We start from the raw sequence: 14,412 nt of genomic DNA on the forward strand, positions 1-14,412 counted from the left end.
GCATATCGGAGGGCGGGGCAACTCGGCCACGCTACTGGTCGGGCACCGGCGGAATATGCTAGTGTCGGGTTGGTGTCGTGCTCCCGGAAACGAGGTGTGCCATGAGAAAGTCCCGATTCTTCCTTCCCCTGCTCGCGATGTTCGCGGTCTCCGCCTCGGCGCTGGCGGGCCAGCAGCGGAACATGACGCCCGAAGAGCGCGCCCGGATGGCCGCCGAGCGGGAGCGGCGGGTACAGGAGGAACTCGTATCCGAGCGGCCGATCGAGGCGTTCGACACGGTCTGGATCGAGGAGATGACGTGGATGGAGGTCCGGGACGCGATGGCGGCCGGGAAGACCACCGCGATCATCACGACGGGCGGCATCGAGCAGAACGGACCGTACCTCGCCACCGGCAAGCACAACTACGTGCTGCAGGGTGCCTGCGAGGGCGTGGCCCGCGAACTCGGGAACGCGCTCTGTGCGCCGATCATCAAGCTCGTCCCCGAGGGCGACATCGACGAGCCGTCCGGGCACATGCGGTATCCGGGGACGATCAGCCTCCGACAGGAGACGTTCGAGGCCGTGCTCGATGACGTCGCCTCGAGCCTGAAGGCGCACGGCTTCGAGCACATCATCCTCTTCGGCGACAGCGGCGGGAATCAGTCGGGCATGGAGGCGGTCGCCGCCCGCCTGAACGAGCGCTGGTACGACGCGCAGGCGCATTTCATCCCCGAGTTCTACCGCTACCGCGACGTCCACCAGTGGATGAACGACGAACTCGGCATCTTCGAGACGGATCCCGAGGGGATCCACGACGACTTCGTCATCACCGCGATCATGATGGTCGAGGACCCGACGATGGTCCGCTACGACGAGCGCGTGGCGGCGGGAAGGGCCAGCATCAACGGCGTCTCCATCGCCCCCAGGGAGGAGGCGATCGCGACCGGCCGGAAACTGCTCCAATTCCGGGTGGATGAGACCGTGAAGGCGATCCGGGCCTCGATCGAGGCGAGCATGGCGGAAGCGGGGCGATGAGACCTGCCCGAATCCTGGCGCTCGCCGCGGTCGGCGCGGCGCTGTGCGCCGAGACGGTGCCGCTCTCGGCTCAGATTCCGCTCGGCAATCCCAGCGGGAGGGGCCAGACGGTGACGCCCGCCTTCGAGGGCTGGTATCCGAACGCGGACGGGACGCTTTCCCTCTCCTTCGGCTACTTCAACCGCAACTTCGAGGAGACGATCGAAGTCCCCCTGGGGCCGGACAACACGATCGAGCCGGCGGAGTTTCAGGGGGCCCAGCCCACCTCGTTCGCCCCGCGGCGCCACTACGGCGTCTTCGTCGTCCGGGTCCCGGCGGATTTCGGCGAGGGGAAGATCTACTGGACGCTGAAGATGCGTGGCCAGACGCTCCGCATCCCCGGCCACTTGCACCGGGACTGGCAGATCGACGCGCTCAAGGGCGAAGCCGGAGACGGCAACACGCCCCCCGTCCTCCGTTTCGGAGCGGACGAGGAAGGCGCGGGACCGGCCGGCGCCTGGGGAGGCCCGCTCACGGCCCGGGTCGGAGAAGCGCTCGACGTGAGCGTCCACGTCCGGGACGACGGCGTGGGACGCAGTCACTTCGTGGCGGGGAGCCGCGACGGCTCGCCGGTCAACCTCACCTGGTTCAAGCACCAGGGGCCGGGCGACGTGACGTTCGGCGAGCCCGGCGCCCGCGTCCCGGCCAGCGGGGCCGAGGCCGCAACCCCGGTCACCTTCAGTGAACCGGGAGACTACATCCTGCGCGTGCGCGCCAACGATGGTTCAGGCGTCTCCGCAGCGGGACACGCGCAATGCTGCTGGACGAACGGATTCCTCCGGGTCACGGTCAACCCGTGACCGGCGGATTCGACGAGGTTCGAGGAGAACGATGATGAGACAGTTCGATCCGACGTCCCTGAGGCGAGCGGCCATCGCGGTTGGCGCGGCACTCGGCGTTCTGAGCGCCGCGGGGCCGGCGCAGGCGCAGGAAAACGGGTCCGTGGAGGTGACCTTCAATCGGGACGTGGCGCCGATCCTCCAGGCGAACTGCCAGGAGTGTCACCAGGAAGGCTCGATCGCCCCGATGTCGCTTCTCACGTACCGGGACGCCTACCGCTGGGCGTCGAGCATCCGTGAGAAGGTCTCGAACCGCGTCATGCCGCCGTGGCATCTGGACCCCACGGTCGGGATCCAGGAGTTCCGGAACGACCGCAGCCTGTCGCGCGAGGAGATCGAGACGATCGTCGCCTGGATCGACGGCGGCCGGGCAGAGGGCGATCCCGCGGACCTGCCGCCGCCCGTCGAGTTCCCGGATCCGAACGAATGGCGCCTCCTCGATGAGTTCGGGGAACCGGATCTCGTCGTCGCCTCCGAACCCTTCACGCTCGAAGCCGAAACGATGGACAAGTGGTGGCGGCCCGTTACGCCGACCGGCATCACGGAGCCCCGCTGGGTGAAGGCGATCGAGATCAAGCCGGCCGGCAACGACGCGCGCACGATCACGCACCACGTGCTCGCCTTCCTCCAGCAGGACGAGGAGGAGAGCCCCATGAGCGCCGGCATCGTCGAGGCGAGCACGCGCGGGGGCGCGATGGGCGGCCCGGGCCTGTTCATGGAGTGGGCCGTGGGCAAGGAGGGCGAGATCTTCCCGGAGGGTGCGGGCAAGATCATGCTCCCCGGCTCGCGGATCCGCTGGGAGGTCCACCTCCACGCGATGGGCAAGCGCGTCGAGGACAGCTACGTGGAACTCGGCGTCTGGTTCTATCCGAAGGGCGAAGAGCCCCGGAACCGCACCCGGCTCATGTTCTACAACGCCACGGGCCGCACGGGCCTCGACATTCCGCCGGGCGAGATCGCGGTCACGCAGGACTTCCACACGCTGCGCTGGCCCGCCCGCCTGGAGAACTTCCAGCCGCACATGCACATGCGCGGCAAGGCGATGTCGCTCGAGGCGATCTACCCGGACGGCCGCAAGGAGTTGATCAACCAGGTCGACAACTTCCAGTGGAACTGGCACATCAACTACATCTACGAGGAAGACGCCGCGCCGCTCCTTCCGGCGGGGACGACGCTCGTCATCACCGCCTGGCACGACAACACGGCCGAGAACCCGAACAACCCCGACCACGAGCAGTGGGTCGACTACGGGGACCGGACCGTGGACGAGATGGCGCACCTGTGGGTCGATGTGACCTATCTCGATCCCGTGGAGTTCGAGGCGCTGGTCGCGGCCCGCGAGGAGGCGAGGCGCGCCGCCGCGGCGCAGACGAACAACTCGAACCCCTAGGCGTCGGCCGGGGCGCCGCCCGGTGAGTCTGACGCCCATGCTCGTCGTTCGGGACGTGGCGGCGAGTTCAGCGTGGTACGTCGAACTCTTCGGCTTCGTGAGCGGTCGGGGGGGCCATCACTTCGAGCGGCTCCTGGGGCCGGACGGGAGCATCGAACTGATGCTCCACCACCGCGAGTTCAAGGCCCACCCGGGGATGACGGATCCGGAGGAGGGGACGCCGGGCCGCGGCGTCCTGCTCTACTTCTACACGGAGGACGCGCAGGCCGTGTTCGAGCGCGCCCGCGCCATGGGGGCCGACTGCCTCGACGAGCCGCACGTGAACCCGAACGCCCGCTCCATCGAGTTCACCCTCCGCGACCCCGACGGCTACCCGATCTCCGTCTCCCAGCGCCTCCCGCGAGACGACTAGCGCGAGAGTCGGTCGCTCAGCAGCTGAGGCAGTTGTTGTTGTTCTTCGCGCCCATGCTCTCGAGGAGGGCGATCGTCTCGAAGAACGGCTGCACGCGCTGGATCGGGCCGTTCGCCATGTCGACCGTCGTCTGGCCGCTGCGGGCCACGATGAGCGGGTCGGCGCCCTTGCCGACGAGGTACTCGATCAACTCGTTGTCGCCGCGCGCCGCGGCGTAGTGCAGCGCGCCGAACCCATCGGAGTCGCGTCCGTTCACGTCCGCGCCCAACTCTTCGACGAGGTATATGGCCGTGGCCATCCATTCATCGGGCCGGTGCCGGTGCTGGTTGCCCGTACGTGAGCGCCCGTAGCCGTATCCCGCGGCGGCGACGAGCGGCGGGATGCCCGGCCCGCCGACCTCGACGGGCGGCAGTCCGCTCGGATCCTCTTCCTCTTCCTCATCGGCGGGCCGACGGCGGCGACGCTCCGGTGCCTTCCGCGTCGGCATGTGCGGATCGGCACCGGCGGCCACGAGCATCTCCATGGCCGGGATGTCGAGCGCCTTCGCGGCGCGCCAGAAGGGCGTCGCGCCGCTGAAGTTCACGCCCAGCAGGTCGAAGTTGTACGCCGAGTACCAGATATGCGTGTTCACGCGAGCGTTCGGATCCGCCCCGGCCGCGAGGAGCATCTCCATCAGCTCCATGTAGTCGAGTTCCTGCTGGCGGAACGCGGTCGGCTGCGGGTACAGCGCTTTGGGAGCCCAGCGGTTCGCGACCGTCGCGTAGAGCGGCGCCACGCCGTCCTCGCTGGCCAGGTTCGGGTCCGCCCCCTGCTCGAGCAGCCAGGCCGCGAGGTCGTAGTGCCCGTTCACGGTGGCGACGACGAGCGGGGTGCTCAGGTCGCCTTCGGTGCGTCCGTCGACATCGGCGCCCGCCGCGACGAGAGCCCGGACCGTCTCGAAGTGGCCTTCGCGAACCGCGTAGTGGAGCGCGGTCATGCCGCCCTGCTTGCCGACGATGTCGCTGTAGCTCAGCGGCCGCGGCGCGGGCGCCGCCGGCTCCTCGACCTTCTCGGCCTCTTCGACCTTTGCGGCTTCGTCGGCCTCCTCGGTCTCCTCGGCTTCTTCCTCCTCGTCCGCAGCCTCTTCTTCGGGGGCCGCCTCTTCCTCGGGGGCCGCTTCGTCCTCGGGCGGATCCTCGCCCTGGACTTCGTCGGGTTCCTCCGCCGGCGTCTCTTCCGGCGCGGCGGCCGCGGGTTCCTGGCCGGGCGTCGTGCCGGCGCCCTGCGTCGCGGCGGCCGTGCCCGTCTGGTCCCGATCCGCCCGATCCGCCGCCTCGCGCCGCGTCGGCTCCTGGCCGGACGGCGTGTCCGTGCGGGTGATCCCGACCTCCACGGTCTCACCGCGCGCCTCGGCTTCGGCCTTCCGAATCGCCGTGAGAACCTCTCGCCGCCGTCCTCGGGCTTCGCTGTCCGTGCGCGCCTTCTCGACGAAGTCCAACACGCTCGACGCAATCGACACGTCCGCGCCGGCAGCGATCAGCGCCTGCACCGCCTCCAGGCGTCCGGCCGCTGCGGCAAAGTGGAGCGGCGTCTGACCGTTCGCCCGTTCCTGCGCGTCGACCTCGACCCCGGCCTCGAGCAGGCCGGTGAGGGTCGGCACGTCACCGCCCGCCGCGGCCAGGTGGAGCGGCGTGGCGCCGGTGGTCGTCGCCGCGTTGGCGTCGCTGCCGGCCTCGAGCAGGAGGGCGACCGCGTCGGCCCGACCGTCCCGACTCGCGAGGTGTAGCGGCGTGTAGGCGCCGAGGCGCGTGGTCGACGCGACGTTGGCGCCGGCGTAGACGAGCACCGAAACCATCTCCGCGTCGCCCCGCAGGGCCGCCCAGTGCAACGCCGTCATCCCGTCGCCCTGGGCCGCGTTCACATCGGCCCCGTCCCGGAGGAGCGTACGGACGGCCTCGAGGTCTCCCTGTGCCGCCGCTTCGGCGACGGGCGCGTCCGTCGCCACGGCAGCCCACAGCGTGGTCGCGCAGAGCGCGACGAGAACCCCCGCCCGAAGTCCGGCCTTACCGATTCTCTTCAACATCGATCTTGCCTCCGACCCTCCGACCGGTCCGGTGACTCAGTCCTGGGCGACCGCCGAGAACGAGAAGTCGCCGGTGCTGTCGCCGAAGCTCTCCATGTCCTCGAGGCCGAGCTTGTGCATCAGGCTCAGCATCACGTTGGCCATCGGCGTCCCGTCCGGCGCCTTGATGTGCATGTTGCCTTCGAGTTCGCCGCCGGCCTTCCCGACCACGAACAGCGGGCAACGCTTGTGGTTGTGCAGGTTCGAGTCGCCCATCGGCGAGCCGTACAGGATCATGCTCTTGTCGAGCAGGTTCCCATCGGGCTCCTCGATGCTGGCCAGCTTCTCGAGCAGGTACGGCACCATGCTCACGTGGTAGCGGTTGATCTTCTCGTAGTCGATCACGCGCTCCTCGCGACCCCCGTGGTGCGAGGCCGGGTGGAAGCCGGCATCCACGCCGCTGCCCGGATACACGCGGCCCGACCCGTCGCGGCCCAGCTTGAACGAGAACACCCGCGTCAGGTCCGACTGGAAGGCCAGCGCCTGCAGGTCGAACATCAGGTGGACATGCTCGGCGAAGTCATCCGGCACGCCCGGCGGGGCTTCGGGGATCTCGCGCGTTTCACCGCTCGTGTTGTGCGCCTCGATGCGCTCGATGCGGCGCTCGATCTCGCGGATGTTGTCGAGGTACTGATCCAGCCGCCGCTGGTCCGTGGCCCCGAGAGAGCGCTTGAGGCCGCTGACCTCTCCCATGATCCAGTCCAGGATGCTGCGGTCCGTGCGCCTGCGCCGGGCCCGGTCCTCCGACGTCCCGCCGGCCCCGAACAACTGGTCGAACGCGGCCCGCGGATCACGAATCATGGGCAGCGGCTCGGCGGGCGACGCCCAGCTGATCGTGTCGGTGTACACGCATGCGTAGCCGTACGCGCAGCCGCCGGCCTGGTCCACGTTCTCGATGCAGAGCTGCATGGAGGGGATCGGCGTGTCCTGCCCGAAACGCTGTGCGTAGTACTGGTCCATCGAGGTGCCGACGTACACGTCGGAGCCCTCGGTCTGCTTCGCGTGGGCCTGGGTGAGGAAGGTCGCGCTGGAACGGAAGTGGTCGCCGCCGATCTCCTTCGCCGTCTTCGCCTCCGCGTTCTCGACATCCGTGTTCGAGATGATCGTCAGGTAATCTCGCCACGGATCGAGCGGGCTCAGGCTGCTCGGCGCGAGGTCGAAGTCGCGCCCCACCTTTTCGGGCGACCACATGAACTGCGACGCGCCCCACTCGTTGCACCCGGCGGCCCCGTGCACCATCTCGATGGCCACGAACCGTTTCACATCCGTGAGCGACTTCGTGGAGGCCCACAGCCGGCCGGCCGGCAGCATCGCGTCCAGGAACGGCAGCGCCACCGTCGCCCCCACGCCCTTCAGGGCCATGCGGCGGGAGATGTGCTTACCCGTGATGAGTTCCATGCTCACTCCTCCTGATCTGTTCCGCCGGGCGGCTCCCTCAGTGCGTGCCGCCTGCGTCGATATCTTCCTCGGCTACCATCTCCACGGCGCTCATCTGGAAGGGCGCGCTCTTCACGACCTCCATGATGAACGATGTCATCCGATAGTCATCGGCCTCCGCCACGCGTGCGATCTCACGCACGGTGGGCATGTCGTAGTACTCGATCCGCCGGCCCAGGGCATACGCCATGAGGTTCTCGATGAAGGTCCGGACCATCGAGTCCTCTCGGTCCAGCAGAGCGGCCCTGAGATCCGTCGCGCTCAGGATCGGCGTTCCATCGTAGAGTTCGCCCGACGTGTCCACCGTCCGCCCCTGGTCCTTGATCCGCCACGCCCCGGTGACGTCGAAGTTCTCCAGCGCGAGGCCGATCGGGTCGATCACCCGGTGACACGACCGGCAGGCCGGATTCGAGCGGTGCATCTCGAGCCGCTCGCGCACGGTCAGGAAGCGCCCATCCTCCGCCTCGTCCGTCGCCTCGAGGTCGGGCACGTCCGGCGGGGGCGGCGGCGGCGGAGTCCCGAGCAGGACCTCCATCACCCACTTCCCGCGCAGGACCGGCGACGTGCGGTCCGCGTGCGAGGTCAGGGTGAGGATGCTCCCGTGGCCCAGCAGTCCGCGGCGCGCCTCGTCCGGGATCCCGACCCGGCGGAACTCCTCGCCGGTCACGTCCGGAATGCCGTAGTGCCGCGCAAGACGCTCGTTCACGAAGGTGTAGTCCGCCGTGAGCAGTTCGAAGAAGGACGCATCCGAACGCAGGAGATGCTCGAAGAAGAGTTGCGTCTCCTGCAGCATCGCCTCGACGAGCCGGTGATCCCAATACGGGTAGAGCAGCGCGTCGGGGTGGATCTTCTCCAGGTCCTGCAGGCGGAACCACTGGTAGGCGAAGCGCGTCGCCATGGCCTCCGACCGCGGGTCGTCGAGCATGCGTCGCGCCTGAGCCTCCAGCACCGCCGGGTCCGAGAGGCGGCCCGCGTCGGCCACCGCCACGAGTTCGTCGTCCGGGTGCGTGCCCCACAGGAAGTAGGAGAGCCGGGTGGCGAGGTCGACGTCGCTCAGACGGTAGATGTCCCCGGGCGCCACGTCCGCCGGCATCTCCTCGAGACGGAAGACGAAGTGCGGGCTCGCGAGGACCGCCTGGAGCGCGGTGCGGATGCCGACCTCGAACCCGCCCTCCTCGACACCGAGATCGAAGAACACCATCAGATCCTCGACGTCTTCGGTCTCCAGCGGCCGGCGGTAGGCCTTGGCCGCCAGCGTCCTGATGATCTGCCGCGCGCAGGGCCGCTCCTCGTCGGGCGCCGTGGGCCGGCAGGAGAAGATCCGCTGGCGGCTCGCCGTCTCCGAGATGCCGGTGACCGCGAACGGCCCCGTGACGAGGAAGTCGCGCAGGTGCGGGAGCGTCGTCACGCCGTAGGCGCTGCCGATGTTCGAGTCGGCCAGCTTGTAGTCGATCGGCTTGATGAGGTCGTTGTCCGGACCCTCGGCGTTGAGCAGGAAGGCCGCCGTGACCCGCTGCGGACCCGCCCGCACGTGGATCGGCTCGGTCTCGATCACCATCCCCTGCGGGTCGGACTCCGACATGAACGGGTCGATCTCGAGCAGCGCCACGCGCGTGCCGTCGATCGAAACCTCGATCTTTTCGTCGGGGGCGGTCATCCCGTACAGGAACCCCGTGGGGCCGGGGTGCATGTCCATCTTGAACACGTACTCCCCGTCGGCCGGGAAGACGTGGATCACGGAGATCCCGCCCCGCGTCCCGAAGGGCGCGCCCTCGGCCCGGGCCGCCTGCGACGCCGTCTTCGGCACCTTGTAGGTGACCTGACGCGGGCCCGCGTCGGGGTCGCCGACCGCCATGCGGCTGATCTCGCTCGCCGCCCGCAGATAGCCTTCCATCAGCGTCGCGGACATCATCTGGACGTCGGCGATGTTGTCGAAGTTGTCGCTGATCGTCTCGGTCGGGAGGAACGCCTCCATGTCGACGTCGAGGTCGAGCAGGTCCTGGACCGCGCGCCGGTATTCCGCGCGGTTGAGGCGCTGGAAGGTCCGCGTCCCCGGGTTCGGGTCCGCGTGCGCCGCCGCGTCCATGCGCGTCTCGAGTTCCTCGACCACGGCGGTCAGCGTGGCTTCGTCCGGACGCCGGACGCCGGGCGGCGGCATCATGCCGGCGCGGAGCCTCCGGATCATCTGCTCGGCGGTCTCGGGGTCGGCCTGCGGCTCGGTGGCGTCGAACTCGAGGAAGGAGCGGTTGCCCGCCCGGCGCGAGTCGTTGTGACAGCGGGTGCACACCGTCTGGATAACCGAGTTCGCGACGGTGTCCGGGGCAGGTGCGACCGCAAGGGCGTGCGAAGGCGCGCCGAGCGGCGCATCCTCGCCCGTGACGACGAGATACAGCGCCGCCGTTCCCAGAGCCGCGATCGCGAACTTCTTCATGTAGTCCCTCACCGGCTGTCGCCCGATCCAACTGGGCAAACACCGCGACCCGCCGCGGCGTTTGGACGCAATGACCCCTCCCCGCATCCAGCCTGTGCAAGATAGTAGTTGAAGCGCACGTTCGTCACGAACTGGTCCTCGGCCGCATTGTACTGGACGAAGGCGCTCGCGAAGACTTTCGTCGAGAAGCCGTAGTCGACCCGCCCTCCGAACACGTCCGCCGTGAACGCCCCGTCCGGGAGCGAGATGTCGTTGTGGTTCGCCGAGAGGTCGACGGAGAGGTGATGGCTCGGCCGCCACATGAGGCCGCCCGACAGCGACGTCAGCGTGCCGTCGAAGAACCCGCCGCGCTCGACACGGACGAACCCCGTCAGCGCCCGGCCCGGCGCCGACCGGTACTGCACCGAGCCCGAGCCGAAGTCGTAGCGGCCGGTCGGGATTGTCGCGTCCTTCGAGACGCGGAAGGGTTCCCGCAGAAGTTCGAACCGGTCCGTGTAGTTCAGCGTGAGCCCGCTCCCGTTCAGGAACGAGATCCCGAACCCCGCCGTTTGTCTCCGCGTCACGAGGACGGATTCGAGATCCCGAATGTAGTCGAGCTCGACCCAGGGATTGACCTCCTGCACCCCGGGCACGGGCGGCCGCGGGTGGAGCCCCACCGTGGCGTAGCTCTGGCGGATGTCGCGCCGGCGCACGAAGCCCACCGTCGGGTTGAAGTCCTCCCCCACGTGGCGCCACAGCGCGGACACGTCCCACAGTTCGTCGCGCCAGCCGACCCACATCCGGCCCGCAAGGGCGTTCCCGTCGGCATCCGGCGAGTCGGTCCAGGCCAGGAACGGGGCGAAGAGCAGCGACGGGAGCGGCCTCAGGTTCGCATCGAAACCGACGTTGCGGTTGAAGTCGGGGGTTCCCTCGACGTCCGAGCCGGTCGCCTGCCGGTTGATGAAGATCGCCCCCACGTCCGACGTCCCGAACACGCTCCGGCGCGCCCGCATGACCGAGAAGTTCTCGGCCGGGAGGCCGCGGCCGGACCGGGTCTGGAGGTTCATGAGGCCGACCTCGAACCCGGCCGTCCGGCCCGTGAGCCGCGCGCCGCCGAGGATCGGGATCGGCTCCCCCCTCCCCGTGAGCCCGATACGGCGCGAGTGGAAGAGGGTGAAGTCGCGCAGCGAGACGCCGGTCCGGTAGCTGCGCTCCGACTGGTCGCCGAAGGCGAAGGTTCCGGAATTCTCGACGAAGAAGTCGCGTTTCTCAGGGAAGAAGAGCGGGAAGCGGGTCAGGTTGACCTGCTCCTGGTCGACCTCCACCTGGGCGAAGTCCGTGTTGTACGTGAGGTCGAGCGTGAGCCCCGGCGTGACCCCGTACTTGAGGTCGAGCCCGATGTCGGCCTGCGTGCCGGCCCGTCCTTCCTCGACCAGCGTCCCCGTCTGGTCCTGCGCGAGGGCGTAGGGTTTCACGCGCAGGTTGAGTCCCGGCCCCACGCCCCGGAACCCCGTCAGCGTCCCCGCCTTCGACATCTTGTGGATCTGGTCGCGCCGGTCGAGCGGCGCCCAGAACGTGTCCTCCGCCTTGCGCCGGATGCGGCGCAGGATCTGGAGTCCCCACGTCTGGTCCTCCTCCGAGGGATTGAAGCGGAGCGTGGAGAACGGGATCTCGATCTCCACCGTCCACCCCTCGTCATCCCGGGTCGTCTCGACGCGGATGGGGCCTTCCCACGCCTGGTTCTCGGAGCGGCTGTCGTCGAAGAGCTGGACGTCCTTGAGCGCCCCGCCGGGATTCACGAGGAACATGAACCCGTTGCGGCGGTCGAGGTACGTGTCGAGCGCCACGCCGAAGACGTCCGATGACCCGCTGTTGAAGTCCTGCTTCAGGCTGGAGATGAAGTAGCGGTCGGGCTCCGAGTCGTGGCAGATCGCGCCGATGTAGAGGGCCCGGTCGTCGTGGACGAAGTAGACGACGGTGTTCTCGGTGGCCGGCGCCCCGGTGTCGGGACGGGACTGGACGAATCCGGTGAGAGGCTGAGCCTGCCGCCAGACGGGGTCGTCGAGGCGGCCATCCACGGTGGGCGGCACCTCCGTGCGCAGGGCCGCGGCGGTGGGGCGGGGCGCGGATTCGACCGCGATCCGTGCCGGTCCCTCCTGGCCCGGCTCCTGTGCCATGGCGCCGGCCGGCACCAGCGAACCGAGCAGGGAGACGAGCGTAGCGAGGCGGAGACCGCCGTTCAGTTCCAGCTCAGCCCCCTCAACTGTTCGACGTCGAGGTTCCCGCCGCTGAGGACGCAGGCCACCTTCGTCCCCGGCGGCGCGTCGATGAGCCCGTGGAGGACGGCGGCGACCGGCGCCGCGGCCGCGCCCTCGGTCACGAGCTTCGCCCGCGTCATCAGCCACAGCATGGCGTCGAAGATGTCCTCGTCGGGAAGCGTGACGACGCGCTCCACGAAACGGCTCACGACGGACGCCGTGTTGTCGCCGACCCGCATCACCTTCAGCCCATCGATCGCGCAGTCCACGGTCTCCAGGGTCACCATCTCTCCGGATTCGACCGTGCGCTTCATGGCGGGCGCCCCCGACGATTCCACGCCGATCAGGCGGATGGCGGGGTTCACGCTCTTCAGGGACATCGCGTTACCCGAGATGAGCCCCCCGCCCCCGATCGGGATGACGACGACTTCGACCTCCGGCCAGTCCTCGAGAATCTCGAGGCCGAGCGTGCCCTGGCCCGCGATCAGGCGCGGGTGGTCGAAGGGGTGCACGTAGGTGAGCCCACGCTCCTCGACCAGTTCGAGGGCCCGCTCGTTCGCCTCGTCCCAGATCGATCCGTGGAGGACCACCTCCGCGCCGTACCCCTCCGTGGCCGCGACCTTGGCCGGCGTCGCGTTCTCCGCCATCACGACGACGGCGGGGATCCCGTACAGGCGGGCGGCGAGCGCGACGCCCTGCGCGTGGTTCCCGGCGGAGGAGCAGATGATGCCCCGCGCCTTCTCCTCCTCGCTCATGTGCGCCATCACGTTCAGCGGCCCTCGCACCTTGTACGAACCGCCCCTCTGGAAGAGTTCGGCCTTGAGCCGGATGTCGAACCCGGAAGCCTCGCTGAGCGAGCGCGACGTGAGCAGCGGCGTGTGATGGACGTGCGGCGCGACGTGCTCCCGCGCGCGCTCGAAGTCCTCACGCGTCAGCGTGAGTCCGGGGATCTCGACATGTGCCGTCACGGGCGCCGTCTCTCTCGGGTGGGTGGGGCGGCGGCCGGGTCCGGATTGGGGTCCGCCGGGGCGTCGTCGATAATCCCCCGGCGGAACCCGAACGCGCAACGGGTGCCGCGCTCACGATCTTGCGGCGGGAGGCATCCGTCGGCGACACTCACACGCCCCCGCCCGCAAGGACATCCGATCGAGGATCCGCCACTTGAACCAGTCATCGGACACCCCGAACTCCGCGCGCGAACGCTTCGGCAGCCGGGTCGGTTTCGTGCTCGCCGCGGTGGGGTCCGCGGTCGGGCTGGGGAACATGTGGCGCTTCCCCTACCAGACGGCCGAGGGCGGCGGCGCGGCCTTCCTCGTGGCCTACGTCTGCATGGCGTTCCTCATCGGCGTGCCGATGATGCTGGCGGAGTTCGCCGTGGGCCGGCGCGCGCGCCGGTCGGCGATCGGCGCCCTGCGCGCGGTCGGCGGCAGGCGATGGGCGGCGGCGGGGCTCCTCTTCCTCGTGACGTCGACCGTGATCATGGCCTACCTGTCCGTCATCACGGGCTGGGCCCTCCGCTACGCCCTCGACGGGCTCACCACCGGATTCCACGCGGACGCCGCGGGGCGCTACGCGTCGGTCGCGTCCGGCCCCTCCGCGGTCGTCTTCCACCTGATGTCGATCGCCGCGACCGTCGGGATCGTGGCGTTCGGCGTCCGCAAGGGGATCGAGCGGGCGAGCATGCTGCTCATGCCGCTCCTCTTCCTCCTTCTCATCGGCCTCGCGATCTGGGCCGCGACGCTGCCGGGCGCCGCGGAGGGATACCGCTTCTACCTCTCCCCATCGCTGAGCGAACTGCTGGATCCCGTCGTGCTGCAGGGCGCGGCCGCCCACGCCTTCTATTCGCTGAGCGTGGGGATGGGGATCATGGTCACGTATTCCTCCTACCTCTCGAAGCGCACCGACCTCGGGCGCGAAAGCGCCGTGATCGCGCTCTCGGATTTCTCCGTCGCCTTCGTCGCGGGGCTCGTCGTGTTTCCGATCGTCTTCGGGCTCGGGCTCTCGGAGGACGTGGGGGAGAGCACGCTCGGTGTGCTCTTCATCTCGCTCCCGAGTGCGTTCGCCCAGATGGAGGCGATGGGCCGCATCGTCGGTACACTGTTCTTCAGCGCCGTGATCGTGGCGGCGATCACCTCCGCCGTCTCCCTGCTGGAGGTGGCGGCCTCGATTCTCATCGACGAATGGGGCTGGACGCGCCGCCGGGCGACGCTCGCTTCGGGCCTCCTCATCGCCGCGACCGGGGTCGCGCCGGCGCTTTCACTCGGCGCACTGGGAATCATGGACCAGGTGGCGGCGGAACTCCTCACCGTGCTGGGCGTACTCGCCATCGCGGTGCTCGTGGGCTGGGTGATGAAGCACCCGGAGGAGGAACTCCGGATCGGGGCCTCGCCGCGGTTCGCGCGCCTGATTCCGGCGGCGCGCTTCCTGATTCGCTACGTGGCGCCGCCTCTGCTGGCGTACGTGAGCTGGATCGCGCTGCGGCAGACGATCCGCGTGATCGCGGGCTAGAT

Annotated in this window: 10 protein-coding genes; 5 read left to right on the forward strand and 5 right to left on the reverse strand. The window is 69.2% G+C overall.

Annotation, left to right across the window (positions count from 1 at the left end; genetic code table 11):
- Positions 1 to 101: 101 nt before the first annotated feature.
- From ACOGI9_RS12380 to ACOGI9_RS12395, 4 genes are read left to right on the forward strand one after another with little or no spacing between them, the layout of a single operon-like run.
- A complete protein-coding gene (locus ACOGI9_RS12380; RefSeq protein ID WP_419857424.1) occupies positions 102 to 1,016 on the forward strand; it encodes a creatininase family protein in 915 nt (304 codons plus the stop codon).
- On the forward strand, positions 1,013 to 1,855 hold the full coding sequence (locus tag ACOGI9_RS12385; RefSeq protein WP_419857425.1) for a hypothetical protein: 843 nt from the start codon (positions 1,013 to 1,015) through the stop codon (positions 1,853 to 1,855). Before ACOGI9_RS12380 ends, ACOGI9_RS12385 begins: the two co-directional genes overlap by 4 nt.
- Before the next feature lie 34 nt (positions 1,856 to 1,889).
- Complete coding sequence (locus ACOGI9_RS12390; RefSeq protein ID WP_419857426.1) at positions 1,890 to 3,284, forward strand: c-type cytochrome; 1,395 nt, start codon at positions 1,890 to 1,892, stop codon at positions 3,282 to 3,284.
- A 22-nt stretch (positions 3,285 to 3,306) separates the two neighbouring features.
- Positions 3,307 to 3,696, forward strand: a complete 390-nt coding sequence (locus ACOGI9_RS12395; protein ID WP_419857427.1) for a VOC family protein — start codon at positions 3,307 to 3,309, stop codon at positions 3,694 to 3,696.
- 16 nt (positions 3,697 to 3,712) lie between these two features.
- On the opposite strand, the gene ACOGI9_RS12400 is transcribed toward ACOGI9_RS12395, so the two are convergent.
- The 5 genes from ACOGI9_RS12400 to ACOGI9_RS12420 all read right to left on the reverse strand — a co-directional run bounded on the left by ACOGI9_RS12400 (position 3,713) and on the right by ACOGI9_RS12420 (position 12,870).
- A complete protein-coding gene (locus ACOGI9_RS12400) occupies positions 3,713 to 5,758 on the reverse strand; it encodes an ankyrin repeat domain-containing protein (RefSeq protein WP_419857428.1) in 2,046 nt (681 codons plus the stop codon).
- Positions 5,759 to 5,794: 36 nt separating this feature from the next.
- Positions 5,795 to 7,195: a DUF1552 domain-containing protein gene (locus ACOGI9_RS12405; protein ID WP_419857429.1), complete on the reverse strand. Its 1,401-nt coding sequence runs from the start codon at positions 7,193 to 7,195 to the stop codon at positions 5,795 to 5,797.
- Positions 7,196 to 7,232: 37 nt separating this feature from the next.
- On the reverse strand, positions 7,233 to 9,665 hold the full coding sequence (locus tag ACOGI9_RS12410; protein ID WP_419857430.1) for a DUF1592 domain-containing protein: 2,433 nt from the start codon (positions 9,663 to 9,665) through the stop codon (positions 7,233 to 7,235).
- Positions 9,666 to 9,673: 8 nt separating this feature from the next.
- A complete protein-coding gene (locus ACOGI9_RS12415) occupies positions 9,674 to 11,821 on the reverse strand; it encodes a DUF5916 domain-containing protein (RefSeq protein ID WP_419857431.1) in 2,148 nt (715 codons plus the stop codon).
- Between the two features lie 62 nt (positions 11,822 to 11,883).
- Positions 11,884 to 12,870 (reverse strand): threonine ammonia-lyase, encoded by a 987-nt coding sequence (locus tag ACOGI9_RS12420; protein WP_419857432.1) that lies wholly within the window; start codon positions 12,868 to 12,870, stop codon positions 11,884 to 11,886.
- A gap of 193 nt (positions 12,871 to 13,063) precedes the next feature.
- On the opposite strand from ACOGI9_RS12420, the gene ACOGI9_RS12425 reads away from it, so the two are divergent.
- Positions 13,064 to 14,410, forward strand: a complete 1,347-nt coding sequence (locus tag ACOGI9_RS12425) for a sodium-dependent transporter (RefSeq protein WP_419857433.1) — start codon at positions 13,064 to 13,066, stop codon at positions 14,408 to 14,410.
- The last annotated feature ends 2 nt before the right edge of the window (positions 14,411 to 14,412 follow it).

It is taken from the genome of Candidatus Palauibacter irciniicola (assembly GCF_965208695.1).
Lineage (GTDB): Bacteria > Gemmatimonadota > Gemmatimonadetes > Palauibacterales > Palauibacteraceae > Palauibacter > Palauibacter irciniicola.

Bases quoted from the DNA above. Each gene is read 5' to 3' on its own strand.
- ACOGI9_RS12400 (WP_419857428.1), bottom strand. From the start codon at position 5,758: ATGTTGAAGAGAATCGGTAAGGCCGGACTTCGGGCGGGGGTTCTCGTC.
- ACOGI9_RS12380 (WP_419857424.1), top strand. From the start codon at position 102: ATGAGAAAGTCCCGATTCTTCCTTCCCCTGCTCGCGATGTTCGCGGTC.
- ACOGI9_RS12415 (WP_419857431.1), bottom strand. From the start codon at position 11,821: ATGGCACAGGAGCCGGGCCAGGAGGGACCGGCACGGATCGCGGTCGAA.
- ACOGI9_RS12385 (WP_419857425.1), top strand. From the start codon at position 1,013: ATGAGACCTGCCCGAATCCTGGCGCTCGCCGCGGTCGGCGCGGCGCTG.
- ACOGI9_RS12405 (WP_419857429.1), bottom strand. From the start codon at position 7,195: ATGGAACTCATCACGGGTAAGCACATCTCCCGCCGCATGGCCCTGAAG.
- ACOGI9_RS12390 (WP_419857426.1), top strand. From the start codon at position 1,890: ATGAGACAGTTCGATCCGACGTCCCTGAGGCGAGCGGCCATCGCGGTT.
- ACOGI9_RS12410 (WP_419857430.1), bottom strand. From the start codon at position 9,665: ATGAAGAAGTTCGCGATCGCGGCTCTGGGAACGGCGGCGCTGTATCTC.